We start from the raw sequence: 19,959 nt of genomic DNA on the forward strand, positions 1-19,959 counted from the left end.
CCGCAGAGCTTTTCTTTACAAGTATCTATTGATACACGACAATTAACCCCTTAACGTCCCGCCTTGTGGAGTGCTCCCCACAATCTTTGAGGCTGACAAGAATTAAACCCTGGAAACTGAGTCAGCAAATATCCTCCCAGGAAGCCACCAATATGTCCCCAGTTATCAATACCTCTGACTGAGAAAAATCCGATCAAAATCAACAGAAAGCTGTAAATTCCGGCACGGTAGGTCAGATCACTATTCCGTGTCCGTTGCCCGTGGGAGACCATCGCCCCCAGCAATCCCAAGACAGCACCGGAGGCCCCCACCGTCAGGTGAGCCCCCTGCCAGGGGTCGGGCAGATTGGGTAAATATTGGGCAACGGCACTCGTTAACGCTGCCCCTGTCACTGTTGAGGCAACGTAAATAATTACCAATCGGCCTGCACCATAAAGCTTGGCCACCCAGGGACCGAGGTGGTAAATCCAGAACAAATTAAAGACAATGTGGATGAAGCCACCGTGCAACCAACCAGCGGTAAAGACGGTCCACCACCGGCCAACGGTAAACATAGGATGGGCTCCTGAAGATCCTAAAATCAAGGTGCTAAATGGGCTGGGAGATAGTAAATCTTGACCATTACCGTGGCTAATTCCCTCCATATCTATCAGCAATGTCAATACATAGACAACCGCACAGGCCTTGATCACAAATTGGACAAAACCAAAGTCAGGCCCTCGTCGTCGCAGACTTTTTTCATACCCCCACAGGGTGGGGTTGACTTGCTGGCATTTGTGGCAAACCTTGGCATTGGCCGAAACCAGGGTGTGACAAGAGAAGCAAACTTTAGCTGAGTTATCTCTTCTTATAAACATAGATTTTCAGGTGAATATCAACCAGAGAAAGGAGAGTGCATAGCGTAGTCACCCTGCGGCCCTTTCACTGAAGTCTGTGTCAAAATCCTTTGGCTTTATGCAAGTTATACAAAACTTAATTTTCATTATTGTTTGCGTAAAAACTGGAGCACTTTTCACAGTCCTAAGTAGACGCATTTGACGTATAACTATGACACGTTCTTCACTCACTCCCTGGTTTCTGGGTCTGGCCACTTGCTTGGCTGGTGCCGGTAGTTTTGCGATCGCTGAGCCTAGTTTTAGCCAAGATGCGATCGCCAGTTGCCCAGAAAATGTATTAGACGCGATCGCGCCCACTGAGAAAACTTCCACCAAATTACTAGAACAAGCCCTAAAACTTGAGCAGCAAGCTACCTTACACTACCGCCAAAACGACTACGAAGCCGCCATTGATCTGCTCCGGTGTGCCCTGGAACTGCAAGAGCAGGAACTGGGATCTGATCATCTCCATGTGGCCCAAAGCCTGAATGATCTGGCCTTTTTCTACAGTTTCATCAATGGCTATGATCAGGCTCAGCCGCTATTAGAACGGGCCCTCACCATTCGAGAACAACACCTGGGGCCGCACCACCTAAAAGTAGCGGAAAGTTTGAATGGCCTGGGGTTCACCTATGCCAGCCTGGGTCGCTATAGCGATTCAGAGGCGGCTTATGAACGGGCTTTAGAAATTCGCCAGCAACAGCTAGGCCCCAACCATCACCTGGTGGCAGCCGTCCTCAGTAATATGGGTACCCTCCAGCAGCAGATGGGACGATTCTCCCAGTCTGAAACCCTGTTCAAGCAAGCGTTAGCGATGCGGGAACAAGAGCTGGGGCCTGATCACACCCAGGTGGCGACTAATCTCAGCAACCTGGCCCTGCTGTATGAAAACATGGGGAACTATGACGAGGCGGTGCCGCTGCTGGAGCGAGCCCTCGACATCCGTGAGCAGGAGTTCGGGCCAAGCCATCCCCTGGTGGAACAAACAGCCCGTAACCTGATGAGGCTCTATCGCACCATGAACCGCGACCAGGAGATCCAGGATCTCTACGATCGCTTCCGGCATGTGTCATCTAACGAATAGCTGCCATACCGATAGATCATAGATCCCAGGGGTCTTTTGTCTTTGGCTATGGCTTGCGAGTTATCCCAGGGCAGACCCCTGGGATCTTGCCATACAACCTTGGGGGCTTCAGATCCCCCCAGAATTGGGGGGCGGGGGGGCAAAGCTGTGACCTAGCGGAGCTGGTCTTGCCAGCGCAGGGTCTGGGTTTTGGCGCGATCGCCCAGGCTGCGGGTGGCGGTAATCTCAATATTTACCGGAGTGCCCGATCGCTGGTATTGCGCTTCGATCGGTAACTGGCTGAGGTCGATCACAAAGCGATTATGGTCGCGGGTGACTAGTTCTGCGGGGATCTCGCCTTCATAGCGGGTCTGCCAGCGGGGGCGGGAGCTATGGGATATTCCCGACCTATAGCGAATGTGAAAATCAGTGTATAAAACCTCTGAATGTCCGGCAAGATCAATCACACTGAAGGTCAAAGAATTACCGTCTCTACCCATTAAACCAGGGGCTAGTTCTGTGACTTCATCAGCCGGAATAAAATCCTGAACGATGACCGTTGCTAACTCATCCTGATATTGAGTTTCTGTCAAAGGCCACAGGTCTTCGGTCAGAGAAAGACTAATGCGTCCATCGTCCTCTAAGGAAAGACTAGCTGGTTGATCTGCAAATTCCTCAATCGGTGGGTCAGCTTGCCAATCTAATTGGGCTGTTGCTTCAAGCCGTTCTACAAACTCTAAATAGGTATCGGCAATGATTGATCCAGGTGCTAACAGATCCGCTGCGCCCCTGCGTTCGCGCCACACATGTTTGGATAGTTCAAATGTTTGACTGGTCAACTCAGATAGAGTTGTCGCTACCCGCGATCGCTCCAGCGGCAGGGGCTCTTGTTGATTAACAAGTCTCAGGTGACCAACATTGCCATCTCTGCCTCGTCCCCCCGATCTTGCTGATACCCTTCGACAACCCGATGGGATCGAACGACTGATTGGAAAAGGGTTGACGGTTTGGGCAGTCAGGGGTGCAGATGATTTTAGTTCTTTGGCTAGAGATTGTTCAGGTAAATCGCCGTCTGACTGGGGAATCGCTGGGGGCGAAAGAATGTCATCTATATTAATGTCTGACGGTGGTTCAAACGATGGAGACGGCGGGAAGAGATCTTCCAGGTTAGTTTCTGGCGAGTTAAGGGCTGGCAAGTTAATTTCCGGCGAGGTAACTTCCGGCGTCTCAAGGGGTGGTGGTGGGCAGGTAAACCCATCAATACCTTGACTGCCTGCACCGCCACGCCCTCCTGAAGCATCCACATAGACCTGCCGCAGATTATCCAGATCAGTGTAGTAGACCGTTAGCACCCCACCATCACCACCTGGTCCTCCAGAACTACCATGAATTGGTTGTACACTCTGTGGCTGTTCGGGTTCTTCACCAGTCAAGCGCCGTTGTATCCTGGCTGGATCGTGGAAGTTCCTTTGTTGAGTTGGGCTGGGCGGACTTGCCGCTGCCCCCGGTCGGCCAGAAAGGTTGATTCTAAATTCTGAACCATCGGCAAAAATAGTTCGATACAGTCTTTGGGAAGAATTTTCTGCGGGTGTCCAGAAACGGGGGGAGGATTGTTCCTCAGGGGAGCTGTTGTCATTGGGTGGAGAGACATCATGGGTGGGCGGTAAGTTTAGCAACTGTTCAATTGTCGGTCTCTGCAATTCGTTTGCTAAGTCGGCCAGTTTATTGGATGAGGCATCCCTAGCGATCGCGGCTTCAGCCAGCCCGGTACTGCCCAGGGCGATCAAGAGGGGGAGAAAAATGGATTTGTACGAGGTATACATGGCAAGACCTTGGTAAATTCTGAGGTGAATGAGATCTCTAAATCTGTCTGTGGCGACTGCCCTAGGGGTTATGCAAATCTGCAGAACGTTGAGAATTTGTCACACGGCGCCCCAGGACAGAGAGCAAACGTGACTTACGGCGCTCCAACGCAAGTCAAGTGGTACTGGCGTGACCCGCCACCTGCCTGAATCCCCTCACGCAGGGCATCCAGGGATAATGAATCGGCTCGAAACTCCAGCACTGCATCAGGGGAGGGTTGGCGAATGCGCTCCAGAACTTCGGCTGCAGGGGGTAGAGCAGACAAATTCAACTGGACTGGGCTGTGGCCAAAGTTCAAGGTGCAGGCTTCGTAGCCATGGTGCTGTCTGAGTTCTTGCAGCCGATTTAGATATCGACTAATATCTTGAGTTGACAGCCTGACATGACTCGTCGGCCCTGGGTTAACGTCTTGAGACGGGCCAAAGCTTGAACCTTGAGCAGCTTGGGGAGTCAAGAAGGCAGGCGCAACAGTGCATAAGCCAAGGAACAGACCTAGAAAAGAGTGGTGAGATTGAAAAGTCATGATCATGGAACGTGTCTCCTGTGAGGGCAAATTTCTCACTCAAGTGAAAAGCGTGAATCAAGCTGACAAAGGTCTTTTCAGGACATTTAAGGCACATCAACTTGTAATCGAAGCACATAACTAGCTCACTTGAATGACTTTCTTTTATCGCCTTTGTGTGAGTCCTTGCAAGGGGCTTACACATTTCTTTATAGTGTTGGTGTGAGGCAAGGCGTCATAAATGTGAGATCATCTACGGAAGGCTAGCCTCCATGGGCTTTTGAGCCACTTTGATTTAGAGCAGGACCGAGTAAAGGTCACGTGGTTGATCGAAAAAATCTTGTCAGCTCACATTCGTGAGCTAAAATGAGGTGTTGACCTGTGACGAGAAAAGTTATTGATACCTCAAGAATTCCTAAGGGATAAGTTTGCCGCTCACCATGGTCTTTCTGAGGCTGAACTGCAGGTGGTGGCATTAGTTGTGGACGGAAAGCCTACAACAGCTATTGCCACAAAACTGGGCATCAGTGAGGATGCTGTCAGAAAACGGTTGAGTGAGGTCTACAAGAAGTGCAAGATCGAGGGGCGTGGTCCGGTTAAACTGGCCAGGCTACAGCAGAAGCTATCGAATGAATTTCAAACGCAGCAAGAGCCTACGGCTGTTCCGGGGCCTCCACCCGGGTCCCCGCCCACTTCCCCGGCACCACCATCTTTGGACTGGGGTGAAGCCCCTAAAATTCCAGACCCCTATGGTCGCCAGTCAGAGTTAAGTCTGCTTCAGGAATGGATACAACAGCGCGATCGCTGTCGTCTGGTTTTACTCTATGGGTTAAAGGGCACTGGCAAAACCACCCTGGCTGTGCACTTAGCAGAGCAACTTGCCACCTCTGCCGAGTTCGAGGGAATCGTCTGGCGTTCCCTCAGCCATGCCCCTCACTTGAAGGAGTTTTTGGATGGGCTCTTGGCCTCATTGGGCGTCAGCTTGCCGCCCACAGCTCAAGACCAGAGGGCGCAAATCTCCCAGATATTAGAGGTTTTACAACACCATCGCTATTTGATCATTTTAGATGATGGTGAATGCCTGCTAAAACCTAAAACATTGGCTGGAAACTATCGGGAGGGTTACGAAGACTATGGTGAGCTTTTCCAACGCATCGGTAAGGCCCGTCACCAGAGCTGCCTGATTCTAATTAGCACCGAGACAATCAATGCACTTACCTTTCTAGAGGGGGATAACTCTCCCGTGCGAGCCTTACAACTCGAAGGATTAGACCCAGATGCAGCCTTAAGTTTACTAGCAGACTTGGGACTACAGCCCTCTGAATCGGCACAATGGCACCATTTGATTACTACCTACGATGGTAATCCTCTGGCCTTAAAAATTGTGGCTTCTACGCTGAAAATGCTATTTGGCGGTAGCGTAGAGGCGTTTTTTCAACAGAATACACCCCTTGTTTTTCAAGAAATTCGTGATCTAGTTAAAGCATCATTTGAGCGACTATCAGAGCCAGAAGTAGACATTATGTACTGCCTGGCATTGGCTTCAGACTCTCTCGACTTGCAAGCCATCCAGAATCATATTCTGGCCCCTCTAGATATGTCAGATCTAATGCAGATTGTAATATCTCTCCGGCAGCGATCGCTGATTGCAACAGATCCTGAAAATACCAGCCGATTTATGCTCAGGGATGTTGTGCTGGAATATGTTACTGACCATATTTTTGAGGTTTTATGTCAAGAGACGTGTCAGCTTGTTACTAGCTTTGAACAACTGCAAACCCAGTCAACCTCAGAGTTGCAGACATGGCTAGGTCAAAGTTTACTCGCACGCTTAAAAATATTTAATGGTAGATCAGATTCTGGCTTTTCTAGAGCGCTTGCTCAACTTAAGCATAAGTTGCAAGCCGAATTTCCCAATCAGCAACATATTGTAGACATGCTTAGACAAACTCAGACTTGGCTTAAGACCGAATTCCTGGTAAAAAATACATACGCCACTGAAAATATAGGCCACTTAATCACTTTACTCACAGACCATCCTAGCTGACTCCATGCGTAATGGAGATGCCCGATGATTTATTGCGTTAATCCTGTTTGCCCGAAGCGCCACAACCCAGAAGATGCCAGCCACTGTTTGACCTGTGGCACGTCCCTGCTAGTGCACAACCGCTACTGCTTACTGCGACGTCTCCATGACTCTGAAGTGAAAGAAGTCTTTGAGGTGGAGGATGTGGTCGATAATGACACTAAAATCTTAAAAATTGTTAAGGCTTTTCCAAATATTGATTTTATTGAAAATCATATTGAACGTATCCAGCGCGAGGCACGAACGTTGATTGGGCTCAACCTGCCCAGCGTCCCTAGAGTGGCACTTGATGGTTATTTCACACTTATACCAGCTCAAGGTGCTCCGTCTATACACTGCTTGGCCATGGAAAAAATCGAAGGCCAGAATCTAAAACAGTGGATAGAAACCCATGGCCCTATTTCAGCAGATTTAGCCTGGCAATGGCTCAAACAACTGGTTGAGGTTATTGACCAGGTTCATCAAGAAAAATTGATCCATCGAGATGTTGAACCCTCCAACATTATTCGTCGTCCTGATGGCGCTTTAGCCTTAATTGACTTTGATACCGTTTGCAGTACCACAGAAACGGTTTTATCAGATACCGATAAAACTTTAATGATGTCCGACTGCTATGCCGCCCCCGAACAGTTTCCGGACTTCAAACAGTTTCAGAATAGAGCTTATCTTGAGTCAGATCTATATTCTCTGGGTCGTACCTTCGTTTATTTGCTGACGGGAAAATCTCCTTGCTCACTGGAAGAGGTTCATCGTCGACTGATCTGGCGCGATCATGTGCCAAAGCGCAATAGACAAGAGAGAAACAATGGCTTAACGGAGTTTCAAACTAAACAACTCTTCAATTTGATCGATCGGTTTATGGCCTATGAGCCTAAAGATCGCCCAAGTGACAAAAATAAAATTCTGCAGCGAATTCGTTGGATTGAGCTATATGGCAAAGTTCACACGTCAATCCTCAAAGCCTCAGCTGGGGCGGCACTATTACTGGTTGGCATTGGTCTAGGGTGGGGCATTACCCAGTGGGAGGGCAATCCTGTCTCTGAACTAACTACCGATGCCTTAGTTGCTAATGAATGTCAGATGGGTGTTGCTGACGTCACAGATATGAGCTTTAGTCCTGATGGCAATTTCTTGGCTACTACTAGTTCTGATAGAAGCGTAAGAATATACGATGTGGGCGAGGAAGATATAAATGAGACTTGTGCTGAATATGTAGAGCATAGTACAAGTGTTATAGCTGTGGCTTTTCGCCCAAGGGTAGGTGGTTCAGAGGTTAACCAATTTGCTACAGCTGGTTTAGATGGAACTATAAACTTTTGGGAGATTAACTCGCGTACCAATAGGGTTGAGTTGCTTTCTAAGCTGGAGCATGATGAGCCGGTAGTTGCAATGAGCTTTTCGCCTAATGGCTCATATTTGACGGCTGGATTCAGTGGTGGTGAAACTAGAGTTTGGAGCTTACAAGAGGATAAGCTAAGCCAAGAGAGCTTTCAAAGTGTAAGTTTGCCTGGTCATCAGTACATTACATCTACTGAATTTAGTGTAAATGAGACTTACCTTGCTACTGCTAGCTTAGGTGGTCGACCAATAGTTTTAGATCTAGGCAGCAATGAAAACAATATCTTCGAAATTTCTCATGATGACGTTTTGTCTGTAGCATTTAATCCGATAGAAGCTTCAGAGATAGCAACTATGGGAACTGATAGTGTGATCAAAATCTGGAATCTTGAAACACCAGACTCACCTGTTAGTAGGCTGGAAATGACAAGACGCTTAACTTCAATAGAGTTCAGTCCGAATGGGCGCAATATTGCTGCTTTAGCAGCCGAGGGACGTATATCACCAACCACTCTTTGGAGGCGACATGAGGGTAGTTGGGCCGCAGATTCAATACCAGAAGAAAAGGTTATTTCCTTTGCTTTTAATCCTCAAGGTGGGCGTGAGATCGGCTTGATTACGAATCGTGCAGTTAAGGTGGTTTCGGTTGATGATCTAAGCAACCTTGAAGAGCTTTCATTAGGTGGTCAACCTGTAGATATTGCCTTTAGCCCTATAGATTCATCGCAACTTGCCATCGCAATGTCAGATGGTACCGTTCAACTACGAAGCTGGAGGTAAATATATTGGTACTTTGTCGCTCCGCTACTCTGCCATGTTTGCCTCTTGAGCTCGTGATAATAATCGACGTGTTGTCGATGCAGCTCGCCGCATAATATCTCTTGAGTCGGTTTGGTCGATATTTATTAGTGCTTCTCGTAAATGTTCTTGTAAGACATTTGAAACGACTCCATAGTTTGGGATGCGAGGACGACGAACCCAGGAATTATCAATGATATTAAGAAGTTGCGGATAATGATTATATTGGTTGACAATTGTAGGATCAAAGAATAAGAACCGAAGACTCGGAACAGAACCATGATCCAGGGTAAAACGTCGCTGCGAAGCCGGGCTAGTAAAAAAATTAATTGCTTCTACAGCAGCTTCAGGGTGTGAAGAATTATGAGCAATTCCAAAACCCCACCCGCCTTTAGTTGCGAATGAATTTTCGACATTACTAACCATAGCCTTCATACCTAGGTTTCCATGAGCAGTGGAACCAAACTGGTTTACTCTGACCCAGGCAGCAGGCCAATTACGCATGAATACAATATTGTCATCGCTAAATCTTTGACGTGTGGCATCTTCCCGATCGGAAAGCACTGCTTCTGGAGAAATACCTTCCTGAAGAGTGCGACGCAGAAAATTAACAGCCTCTATTGCTTCTTCATGATCCAGGCCAACAGACTGCTCTAAGTCGTCGCTTATTTTATCAGGCTTGATCCAATATCCGCCATGACCATGGAGAACTTCTAAAAACATGGCTGAAATTGCTTCATCTTTACGCCCTTGCCACAAATATCCCCCTTGCACATCTGGTTGCTCTTTCAAGGTCGTAACAGCCTCAATCAGTTCATCAAAAGTATTAGGGGGTTGTAATCCGGCCTGATTTAATAAATCCCGACGGTAATATAAGACTCCGACGTCAGTGCGGAAGGGAATGCGGTAAAGTCTTTCACCATTACCATCTCCAACATCATATCGACCACTTTTTATTTCACTTTCGAGGAAGTTCTCCTCCTCGATGTTTGGGAAATACTCTGTTAAATCTTTTAGCCAACCTGACTCTACAAACTCTGAAAGCCAAATAATGTCAGTGTAGACCAAGTCATATAATTGGGAAGAACCTGAGTCTTCTTCCTGTTGGAACGAATTGATATACAACTGCTTTAAGCCGTCACTACCTAATCCTTCATCTAAATTAATTCTAATATTTGGATGCTTTGCTTGAAATTGATTGATTAAAGGAGCCCATGAAGTCCTTTCATCATCAGGCACGGCCATTCTTAACGTTATAGGGCCATCCGGTTGAGTCACATTGGTGCAACCATGAAACGCGATCGATATGGCTGCAACAATAGCAATAATCAGACCGAACCCTAGCTTTCTCAGTAGCCTTTGATGCGAATAAAGCCAATTCGTCAGCATATATCTTCATCCCGGAGACGCTAGCCCCTGATAGCTCCGCCGCCAAACATACCAGGCAAGGGGCCTCTGATGTCAAGAAAAATATGTATCTAAGTTAAGCTGAACAGGTTCGACTTTCAGGGTAAAATTGAGCATAGTGGTTTTGTTCGGCTTGCCATAACCTGCATATTGGATGCCTTGTCTGCATGGGAAAGCAGGTCACTCGCATTCGCCAAGTTATTTGAATTGCTTTAATAGAGCGGGTTTAAACTAGAAAGCAAATGGAAAGCAAAAATGAAATGATTGCGAGGCGAGGCTACCCCTCTCTCCAATAGGTTTCCGACAGATTATGGGTTGGTGTTTATGCCAATTTCCGTTGCCCTGCGGTGGGTAAAGCTAGGGTGTTTAGCATTGGTGGGCATGGGCCTCAGCTTGGGGCTTAGCCACCCCCTCCAAATAGTTGGGCACAGGCCAGCTGTTGCCACTTCGCTTGTCTATGAGCATTCCCATCTAACGGTCTCAAATAGTTCATCAGAGGCGATCGCAGCTGCCGCCAACCTGAACCAAAAAGCCTGGGAATACTACATTGCAGACAACTACCTTCAGGCCGAGCCACTTTACCGTGAAGCCTTAGCCTTACAGCAGCAGCATCTAGACCCCAACCATCCAGAGATTGCCCAGACCCTGAACAATTTAGGATTACTCTACTGGAGAACCGGGAACTATCCCCAGGCTGAGCACTACCTGATGGATGCATTGCGGCTTCGTAAGCAGCATTTGCAGGTTAACCCCGAAGATTTCATTACGAGCCTGATTAACCTGGGAGCCTTCTATCGGCAGCGGGGCAACTACGAAGCGGCGATCGCTTTGTTTGAAGAGTTTCTGGGGCTGGTGCCTCAGGTGCCTAACCTCAGTCCTTACCACAAGGCGGATGGGCTGAATAGTTTAGGGTTGCTTTTTCAAGGCCTGGGAGACTACTCCTATGCAGAAGATGCGCTGCAGGATTCCTTACGGATTCGTCAAACGGAGTTGGGCGATGATCACCCCCAGGTGGCTGATAGCCTGCTGAACCTGGCAGGGCTTCATCGAGCGATGGGAAATACGGCGACGGCCAAAGATTTGTTGGTGCGATCGCATACCATTTACCGCAACAGCCTCGGCGATCGCCATCCCCGGGTAGCCCTTAGCCTGCAAAACCTGGCCTTTGTGTACCAGTCCCTGGGCCTAGAGACCGAGGCCATAGCAGCCCTACAGACCGCCACAGATATCGAAGAAGATCAGCTGGCCCGAATGGTAACCATTGGCCCAGAGCACCAAAAGCAGACCTATCTGGACAAGCTGTTTGGGACCACCCAGGTAGTTCATTCCCTGGCGATGGCTCACCCCACCTTAGAAGCCCGTGAATTAGCCTTGACCACAGTCTTGCGCCGCAAGGGCCGCATCTTAGACGCCCAGGCTAATGCCTTCCAAACCCTGCGACAGCAACTCGACGATGACGGCGAAGCCCAAGCCATATTGAGTCAGTTGGACTCCGTTAGGCAACAACTCTTGCACCCCCCATCCCCTGACCCATCACCAACCGACGGCCAGACCGCCTATACCCAGTTATTGCAGCAAGAACAAGCCTTAGAAACTCAACTCTATCGCCACAGCGCTACGGCCCAGATCATTGATGAACCAGTCACTATCGCCCAGGTGCAGGCCCACATTCCGGCCCAGGGCGCCCTGGTCGAATATGTGCGCTATACAACCTTTGAGGCGCAGGCCGGGGGCGATCATCCCTGGGGTCAGCCTCACTATGCTGCCTATATCCTCAGGGCCAACGGTCCTCCCCACAGGGTTGATTTGGGGCCAGCCCGCCCCATTGAGGATGCGATCCAGAGCTTTAGACACCAACTGGAGAGGCGGGATTCGGCTGACTTGAGGGAAATGACAGAGGTCGAGGCCAAAGGCCATGCCCTCTACAACCTGATTCTGGAACCCATCATCCCCTACCTGGTTGGGGTCGAGCAGATCCTGATATCGCCCGATGGGGCGCTCAATCTTATTCCCTTCGAAGCACTGACCACGGCCTCAGGGCAGTTTTTAATTGAAGCGTACAGCTTCACCTATCTAACCTCGGGGCGGGACTTGCTACGTTTCCCTGTGCTGCCCACGAGCCATAACCCGACAGCCATTTTTGCCGATCCAGACTATGGGCCACCTAGGGCCCAGGAAACCGCCGCCAGTCGGGCCACTGCCCATCCAGGGTTCGCTAGCTTGAGCTTTTCGTCACTGCTTGGCAGTCGCCAGGAAGGCGAAGCCCTAAACGCTCTGTTTAGCCAGGCGTCACAGCCGGTCCGGCTATATATGGGGGCTGCCGCAACGACGGATCAGCTCAAACAGGCGATCGCCCCCCAGATCCTCCACATTGCCACCCATGGCTTTTTCTTAGCGGATCCAACCTTAGCTCCCCTAACCCCAGGCGAATCAAGCGTCGCCCGACAACCATCTCTGCCGATACCCAACCCCTTAATGCGATCGGGTCTGGCCATGGCCGGTGCCAATCGAACCATGACTGCTGGTAATGGTGGCCTGCTGACAGCTTTGGACTTAGTGGGCCTTAACTTGCTGGGTACACAGCTAGCTGTGCTATCCGCCTGCGACACTGGCCGAGGCGATATTCGTAACGGGGAGGGGGTCTATGGGTTGCGGCGGGCCTTAGCGATCGCGGGGGTACAAAGTCAGGTGATCAGCCTCTGGCCAGTGGAAGATTTGGCGACTAAAGAGTTGATGGTGGACTACTACCAGCGGCTGCTGGCCAACGAAGAGCCCATGGGTCGCCACGAAGCCCTACGCCAGGCCCAACTGGCCATGCTCCACAGCCCAGCCCACCGCCATCCCTATTACTGGGCAGCGTTCATCGCCTCTGGAGACTGGCGTCCGCTCGAATTTTAGAGCATCAGTACAGCCTGTCCCCTGGTGCCCCCGCAGAGCCTCAGGGTTACTTCATTGTTGAAAAGGAATAGTGCCTGTATGGTCTTTGCCTCCAACCTTGGGGACTTCAGATCCCCCCAGAATTGGGGGGCGGGGGGGCAAAGCTAGCGAAAACTGGGATGCACTCACTGCCGTCCCCTCCTGGGAGGGGTGCCCGGAGGGCGGGGTGGGTTCTTCGGGCTTGAGTTGACCCACCCCTACCCCTCCCAGGGAGGGGATTTCAGACCTTGACGCTGTACTGGTTCACAGCTCAGGCGATCGCATCTACCACCGGCTCATTCAATCCTTCGACCACAGGACTGATCAACTCATCCACAGTCGGCAACGAGGCCGATTCAACGCTGGTGGTGGGTTGTACCCAATCAGCCCCAGGTACCGAAAACTCTGGAATCACCCAATCAGACTGGCTTACAGCAATTTCCGAGGGCTGCCAGTCCAGGTTAGCCCAGGGGGAGTTGACATCAAAGGTCGGTAACGAGACGGGGACATTCCACCAGGGAGTTGCTGCTTCTGCTGCGCCATCAGCGACGGCTTCGTGGCCTGTTTCAGCGACTGTTTCCACTGGATGCTCAGGTTCAAATTGGGTGGCGGTGATGCCAAAGACCGGGGCTTCTGCGCCCTGGTCGATGAAGGATGCCAGAGATAGGGGTTGATCCCCCAAGGCATTCCAGTTGCTGACCGGGTTAGCTGAGGCCATGGCTTTGCGTACAGCGGCATCGGCGTTGACCAGACCGGCCCCATATTCAAACTCGTCCCCGAGTTCACTAAGATCATGGGCGGTTTTCTGCATGATGCTGTTGATCTCAGCGGCGGTTAAATCTGGGTTGACGCTCCAAGCCAAAGACGCGATCCCCGTCACATGGGGAGCGGCCGCAGAGGTGCCGCCATATTGGTCATACCCAAACTCAATGAAAGGAAAAGAAATAGTGGACTGAGCAGATGTTGTAATCACATCGGTAGGAGCCATCAAGCTTAGTCCATCCCCATAGTTAGAATAAGATGCCCGCTGACCCGGGGTTACAACTTGATCAGAGTCCTCTATCCCTCTTAAAGAAGCTCCAACTGAAACTACGTTGTCATGTTTCTGAGCCAGAATAGCAGGATAGCTGAGTTGATCAGAAGATTGATTCCCAGAAGCAATCACAAATAGTGCATCATCTGCATGCTCTTTCACAAGAGACTCAAATTCAGGCAAAAATCCAGGTTCCTGTTGCTCAAGCCATCCGATGCTCATATTGATAATGATTGGAAGCTCTTGAGAACTTGAGTAGTTAGTCATTAGCTCTGTTGCAAAGGTTATGTCGGAGTTACGAAAAACATTTAAGTTTATTACATCAGACTCCCAATTTATTCCACTCATGCTTTGCTGGTTGCTTTCATTAGTCTTGGCTGCGATAATGCCTTGAGTTTTAGTTCCATGAAAAGTCCTTGGTTGAAAATCAGATCCAAAAGGTTCGCGTCCAAAATTGAAATATGAATCCCAGAGCTGAGAACGATTAGTGTTAAGGGTTGGTCTTAAGTCAGGATGTGAGTTATTGAATGGATCTAGGCCTAAACCAGTATCCTGAATGCCAATCAACACATCCTCTGACCCCTGGGTAAAGCGCCAGGCGTTGTGAACCCCGGTCATGTGCAGATTCCACTGTTGATTAAATAAGGAGTCACTGGGAACTACAGCCAGATCAACCTGGCCATCGGCAAACGCCAGGCGATCGATGCCTTCAAACAAAATGTGGTTGCCATCATTCAGTTGCATGGCGTCAAACAGGCGCAGACCGTTGCCGGGGTCAAACAACATGCCGCCGCCCTCGGGGGTAACCGGGTTCCAGCCGGTGACATCATCGATGGAATAGTGGGAGAAGTCGATCAGGTCATACTCTCCCTGGCCAAAGTTGACATTCCCTTCCCCAGAAAAGACGGTGTAGCGGGTATCGCCTGCAAACTCCCAGTTGTCGGCGGTTAACCCTCCTTGAATGTGCTCAAGGCCGCCTGTGGGGTTCACGTCGATATTCAGGGTGTAATCTCGGGCTGAGGCAGAGTTGTCGACCCGTATCAGATATTCCCCTGGACCTCGATCACTCAAATTGATGGTCGAGGGTTCGGATGTCCAGCCATTAGAGAATCGAATAAGCTGATAGGGTACCGCTGATGACGTTGGTTGGACTTCATAGAGCCATAGATTTTGGCTGCGGCTTGCCCCTTCCAGGTTGATGTGCAGGTCGCTATCGCTGTTGAGGGTAAAGCTGTACAGGTTTTGCGGATTGCTGGTGCCTTGACCGTCAAACTCTCGGGCACCCAGGATAGTACCTAAATCCTTCATTTCCGGTGATTGGCTGTTAGCCAGGGTCGCCTGGGGGCTTAACCCGGTCAGACTGTCTACGGCATCTGCACTGACGGGCAAGGGCTCCACATCCTCGGTGCCAAAGGATAGATCCATCCAGGGGTCCAGGCTGCCGAACTCTGTACTGTGGAACTGCTGCAAGTATTGCTGCACCAGGGCATCGGCCTGTTCAACGCTGAGCCCTGACCCAGAGCCATCGAATTGGGCCGTGGTCAACAGGTCATCGTCTAGGCCACCAAGGGCAACAGAATTACCGATGTCCGCTTGAAGATTGGGGGCCGTGGCGTTCATACCGGCAGTGGTAGATGCCATTGTGGAATCGTACATACGTATGTCCTAATCACTACAATGGACTCCCTGGGGTTGGGAGTCGATTCGAGCTTTCGACTCTGTATGCGATCGCAGCCGCCTGAATTATGCAAAGGGCCAAAAATTGCCCCAAAAGATGAAGTTTTCTAAAGCTGAGTTAGCCTATGGCGATAAATCAACCATGTGTTGGAAGCGGGGATCGTTGCGGACACCGTCGAAGTGGGCGTCAATTTGCACCATCACCCGATACACATAAGGGCTGAGCACAAACGTGCGGTAAAGATGCTTGAGGGTCAACTCTAAATTGCCCATCATGGCATAGGCTCGGGCCTTCCCATACCAGGCATTGGGGTTATCAGCCTGATAATTCAGGGAGGTTTCAAAACTGTCCAGGGCTTCATCAAAGCGGCCCATCTGAATCAACACCGTGCCCCGCTGATTCCAAACATAGTGAGTCTGAGGCCGTTGATCAATGGCGCATTGCAACACCCTGAGGGCATCCTCGTAGCGATGCAAACCACTCAGGGCAACGCCCTGGTTATAACGGGCTCGGTAGTCCTCGGGGTTGAGTTTAACCGCTTTTTCAAAGCTGACCACCGCTTTGACGTACTGCCGCAGTTGGTTTTGGGCCGTGCCCAGGTTGTACCAGGCTTTGTGATCGTTGGGGTTAAGCTGCACCGCCTGTTCCAGATGGGCTGCGGCTTCTTCAAAATGACTGAGCTTGGCCAGGGCGTGCCCCTTGCCGTGCCAGGCCAAGGCATGATCTGCACACAGGGCAATGGCCTGGTTAAAGCTATCTAACGAAGCTTCGTACTGTTTCAGGGCCGCCAGGCAAAACCCATGCAGGGTCCAGACTTCATAGTCGTGGCCATCCAGGGCCAGGGCTTCATTAAACCGCACTAAAGCTTCGCCATAGCGACCAATGGCGTAAAGGGCATCCCCTTGGCCCCGCAGCAGGGCCGCCCGGGACAATTTGGGGGTTGTAGCATCAGAGGGAGCAGGCATCAACCGTTGGCCATACACAGAATTACTATCCCCAGATTGCCCAGGTTAGCGATCAGAATCCTCACCGGCCCGGGTGATGGTCGGTGGAGGGGCGATCGCGACTTCCGCAACCAGGCGATCGCTAGACCAGTGCCGGGAATGGCCCTTGGGCCAAGGGCTATTTATGGCGTATGTACTCATACGCATCAACATAGGCTTCACCCGGATGATTCCAGGAAAAGTCATACTGCATTCCCTGCTGAGCAATCTGCCTGAACAGGGCAGGGTTCTGCTGCCACACATCAAAGGCTCGGTTCATGGCTGATTCCAAAGCAACATGGTCACTCTGGAAAAAGACAAACCCATTGCGCTCCTCGGGCTCGTGGTAGGTGTCGTAGTCCCAGTCAAAGACGGTATTCACCAGCCCCCCTACCCCGCGCACAATCGGCACAGTGCCGTACCGGAGGCTAATCATTTGGGTTAAACCGCAGGGTTCAAACTTACTGGGCACGACCATCATGTCGGCCCCAGCATAGATCAGATGGGCTAATTCCTCATTGAAGCCCAACTCCAGGTGCACATTAGGATTCTCGTTGAGAAATAGCTTTTCATGCCAGAACCAATCGTTAATTCCTTTTTCTGTGGCAGACCCCAACAAAACAAATTGGCCGCCCTTGGCCAGGGTGTGATAGATGGCATGGTGCACCAGGTGGACCCCCTTTTGATCGTCCAGACGACCAATAAAGGCAACGAGCGGTTGGTCAGTTTGGTCTAGCAAGAGGCGATCGCAGAGTTCCTTTTTATTCAGAGCTTTATCCTCAAAGGTGGTGAGGCCATAGTGGTGAGGAATGTAGCGATCCGTCTCGGGGCTCCAGACATCGTAGTCGATGCCATTTAGAATGCCAGAAAACTTATGCTGGTTAACGTGCAAGGTATGCCCTAGGCCAAACCCATAGTCCCCATATTGGGCCTCCAGGGCATGGTTGGGCGACACGGTGTTGACATGGTTCGCATAGGTAATCCCCCCCTTCATAAAGTTAATGGCGAAGGGGTTAAAGTTATCCCGCAAGCGATCGTACTGGAAGTAGTATTCCGGTCGATTCAGCCCCGTAGCCTCCAGAATTTCAGTCCCCCCAAACCCCTGGTGCTTAAAGTTATGGATGGTGTAAAGGGTGCGTTGAAACTCCATGCCGTTGTACTTATAAATCTCAAACAACATGACTGGAATTAAGCCCGTCTGCCAATCGTGGCAGTGAATCACATCAGGCCGCTTATTACTGCGCAGCAAAAACTCCATCGCCGCCTTACTAAAGAAGGCAAAGCGCATGGCATCGTCGTCGCAGCCGTAGTAACAGCCACGATGAAAGAACATCTCCCAAGACTTGGGCTCAATGAAAAAGCACAACCGCCCATGCACCCAACCACAGTGGACATCGCAGCGAATATCCGTACCGTACCAGGGCACCACCAAATCTCGGTAAGCATCGTGCAGGCCCCAGATGTGGTCATACCGCATGCAGTCGTACTTGGGCAGAATCAGCTCTACGCAGTGCCCCTGGGTTTCTAATTCACGGCTGAGGCCATAAACCACGTCCCCCAGGCCACCAGCCTTAATGACAGGGGCACACTCCGAGGCAATCTGCACAATGTACATGGGCCATCCCCGTTATAAAAGTTCATTTTTTGATGACCTTATTCAATCAGGATGTTGAGAAGGAAGCAAGAGGAGTAGATCAGAAACTGGCCCTGGGACCGGCAACAGGCCAGATTCAGGGGGTGGCCCATCCTACCCTGCCCACAGGGAGAAGATTGACTTATGGCCGCATCAGTGACTTGTCAAGGGGGGCGGAACCTTCCTGATCATCAGTGACATAGCCGGTGTCACTCAGGCGAAATACATCGCGATGCGTCCCCCTGCCGCCTTAATCATCCCGTGTCAGGTATCTGGACTGGCAGATCGCCTTCTGCCGCAGAGTATTAGTTTTCGGCTTGGATGAAGTTTTGGCAAAGACTCCGTAGAAAATTGTACTGTTTACGAAAAGTTGCCCGATGTTCCCCTTGTTGAACAGTACTATCATGTGCTATTCCAAAGCTGGAGTTAATATAGTCGCTTATGAGAGAGTAAGGTTGACTCTACAGATCGAACGCTTAAGATAGAACGCTTACGGATCTAAACTCTACGGATTTAAAAGACTGCGCCTCAAGCAACAGTCCTCTATTGGCCTCAGGAAAATCAATACCAGTAAAACCAATGTAAACTAATCAAAGCTAAGACTTTTGCGAGAGCAATACCAGCGAGAATATCGCCCTCGCTCTTGTCTGGTGTTGTCGAGTGAAGGTGTTACAGAGTCAGGGGTGGTTGTGAGTGTCAAAAGCTTTTGCTACCGTCTCATGCGGTTCCCCAACTTAAGGCTAGGGGATATTTGAAATTAGTAGCCATCCATAGCTGTTGATCGACTAGGCAAGGGAGGGGACTGGGTTTGTCTCGAATTGATTGATTTCTCCTTGTTTGACTCTGTTTCTTGATAATTCAATCCCCTGGTCAGACACCTACGACCTGATTTCAAATAACTAATTTCCATACAAAATCAATTAATCAATGTCTAAAACTATGACTCCCAAGATACTATCCTCAGATGCTCTGAAAGCTCCTAAGCATAACTCCTCTGACGTTGCTTGGAAACACAAAGCCTCCCAACTGCTGACAGCAGCTTTTGGGGCGATCCCACTTTCCCTTGGCCGAAAAATAAGACGTTGGTCCTATCGCTCTTTCATGGGGCAGATAGGCAAGGATGTTTTCCTCGGCACTGGTTTAGATTTGATGGGTACCGATAGGATCTTTTTGAAAGATAACTCGATGGTCCTGAATGGTGTTCGCCTAAACTGTAGGGTGCCCAATAGCCGCATTGTACTGGGTCCTTACGCCACTCTAGAAAGGGATATTTGCCTGGTTTCCTTTGGAGGTTGTATTGAGATTGGCGAGAAGACAGGGATCGGCCCTTTTGTTTGTATGGGTGGACCTGGAGATATCACCATTGGCAAAAACTGTCTAATTGCTTCCCACAGCAGTTTATATGCTAATAATCATATTTACTCAGATCCCAGTATTCCCATTATTGAGCAAGGGTATATTTGCAAAGGAATTGTGATTGAGGATGATTGTTGGATTGGTAGTGGGGTTCGGATTTTAGATGGGGTTACGATTGGACATGGCAGTATTGTTGGGGCCGGTGCCGTTGTTACCAAGAGTATTCCGCCTTATTCCATTGCTGTAGGTGTACCTGCTAAAGTTGTGTCTCAACGAAAGCAGGAACCTCAAGTTTCTGTAGTCTCCTAAAGATCTGTCAATTCTAAATTTGTAGGTTGGGTGGCGCACTAGCAGAATCCAACAAGCTTACTGTTTTGGGGTTCCACTTCGTTTCAGCCAACCTACAGAAAATAGATTTATTTTTACCT

At 50.0% G+C, this 19,959-nt stretch carries 13 protein-coding genes; 5 read left to right on the plus strand and 8 right to left on the minus strand.

Going from position 1 to position 19,959, the window contains the following annotated elements; all coding sequences use genetic code 11:
- Positions 1–50: 50 nt before the first annotated feature.
- The gene (locus tag E1H13_RS09780; protein WP_169613229.1) at positions 51–554 is read right to left on the minus strand and encodes a rhomboid family intramembrane serine protease; all 504 of its coding nucleotides are present in this window, start codon (positions 552–554) and stop codon (positions 51–53) included.
- A 493-nt stretch (positions 555–1,047) separates the two neighbouring features.
- Between E1H13_RS09780 and E1H13_RS09785 the strand changes: the two genes are divergently transcribed.
- Positions 1,048–1,959 carry a tetratricopeptide repeat protein gene (locus E1H13_RS09785; protein WP_169613230.1) on the plus strand — a complete coding sequence of 304 codons (912 nt, stop codon included), beginning with the start codon at positions 1,048–1,050 and terminating at the stop codon, positions 1,957–1,959.
- A 152-nt stretch (positions 1,960–2,111) separates the two neighbouring features.
- Here the strand turns inward: E1H13_RS09785 and E1H13_RS09790 are convergent, their stop codons facing one another.
- Both E1H13_RS09790 and E1H13_RS09795 read right to left on the minus strand, forming a co-directional pair.
- The gene (locus tag E1H13_RS09790; protein WP_169613231.1) at positions 2,112–3,761 is read right to left on the minus strand and encodes a hypothetical protein; all 1,650 of its coding nucleotides are present in this window, start codon (positions 3,759–3,761) and stop codon (positions 2,112–2,114) included.
- A gap of 134 nt (positions 3,762–3,895) precedes the next feature.
- Positions 3,896–4,255 (minus strand): hypothetical protein, encoded by a 360-nt coding sequence (locus tag E1H13_RS09795; protein ID WP_169613232.1) that lies wholly within the window; start codon positions 4,253–4,255, stop codon positions 3,896–3,898.
- A gap of 445 nt (positions 4,256–4,700) precedes the next feature.
- On the opposite strand from E1H13_RS09795, the gene E1H13_RS09800 reads away from it, so the two are divergent.
- Positions 4,701–6,350, plus strand: coding sequence for an NB-ARC domain-containing protein (locus E1H13_RS09800; protein ID WP_169613233.1), 1,650 nt, complete (start codon positions 4,701–4,703; stop codon positions 6,348–6,350).
- A 156-nt stretch (positions 6,351–6,506) separates the two neighbouring features.
- A complete protein-coding gene (locus tag E1H13_RS09805) occupies positions 6,507–8,507 on the plus strand; it encodes a serine/threonine-protein kinase (protein WP_169613234.1) in 2,001 nt (666 codons plus the stop codon).
- A 24-nt stretch (positions 8,508–8,531) separates the two neighbouring features.
- On the opposite strand, the gene E1H13_RS09810 is transcribed toward E1H13_RS09805, so the two are convergent.
- Complete coding sequence (locus E1H13_RS09810; protein WP_169613235.1) at positions 8,532–9,914, minus strand: ABC transporter substrate-binding protein; 1,383 nt, start codon at positions 9,912–9,914, stop codon at positions 8,532–8,534.
- A gap of 342 nt (positions 9,915–10,256) precedes the next feature.
- On the opposite strand from E1H13_RS09810, the gene E1H13_RS09815 reads away from it, so the two are divergent.
- Positions 10,257–12,830, plus strand: coding sequence for a CHAT domain-containing tetratricopeptide repeat protein (locus E1H13_RS09815; protein WP_169613236.1), 2,574 nt, complete (start codon positions 10,257–10,259; stop codon positions 12,828–12,830).
- 289 nt (positions 12,831–13,119) lie between these two features.
- Here the strand turns inward: E1H13_RS09815 and E1H13_RS09820 are convergent, their stop codons facing one another.
- The 4 genes from E1H13_RS09820 to glgA all read right to left on the minus strand — a co-directional run bounded on the left by E1H13_RS09820 (position 13,120) and on the right by glgA (position 18,157).
- The gene (locus E1H13_RS09820) at positions 13,120–15,522 is read right to left on the minus strand and encodes a S8 family serine peptidase (protein ID WP_169613237.1); all 2,403 of its coding nucleotides are present in this window, start codon (positions 15,520–15,522) and stop codon (positions 13,120–13,122) included.
- Positions 15,523–15,681: 159 nt separating this feature from the next.
- The gene (locus E1H13_RS09825) at positions 15,682–16,524 is read right to left on the minus strand and encodes a tetratricopeptide repeat protein (RefSeq protein ID WP_169613238.1); all 843 of its coding nucleotides are present in this window, start codon (positions 16,522–16,524) and stop codon (positions 15,682–15,684) included.
- 45 nt (positions 16,525–16,569) lie between these two features.
- Positions 16,570–16,704 carry a hypothetical protein gene (locus E1H13_RS27655; RefSeq protein WP_256378507.1) on the minus strand — a complete coding sequence of 45 codons (135 nt, stop codon included), beginning with the start codon at positions 16,702–16,704 and terminating at the stop codon, positions 16,570–16,572.
- Positions 16,682–18,157, minus strand: coding sequence for a glycogen synthase GlgA (gene glgA, locus E1H13_RS09830; RefSeq protein ID WP_169613239.1), 1,476 nt, complete (start codon positions 18,155–18,157; stop codon positions 16,682–16,684). Before glgA ends, E1H13_RS27655 begins: the two co-directional genes overlap by 23 nt.
- A 957-nt stretch (positions 18,158–19,114) precedes the next feature.
- Here glgA and E1H13_RS27935 point away from each other — a divergent pair.
- Positions 19,115–19,840 (plus strand): acyltransferase, encoded by a 726-nt coding sequence (locus E1H13_RS27935; protein ID WP_278002506.1) that lies wholly within the window; start codon positions 19,115–19,117, stop codon positions 19,838–19,840.
- Positions 19,841–19,959 lie beyond the last annotated feature (119 nt).

Origin of the sequence: Nodosilinea sp. P-1105, from assembly GCF_012911975.1 — a bacterium.
GTDB lineage: Bacteria > Cyanobacteriota > Cyanobacteriia > Phormidesmidales > Phormidesmidaceae > Nodosilinea.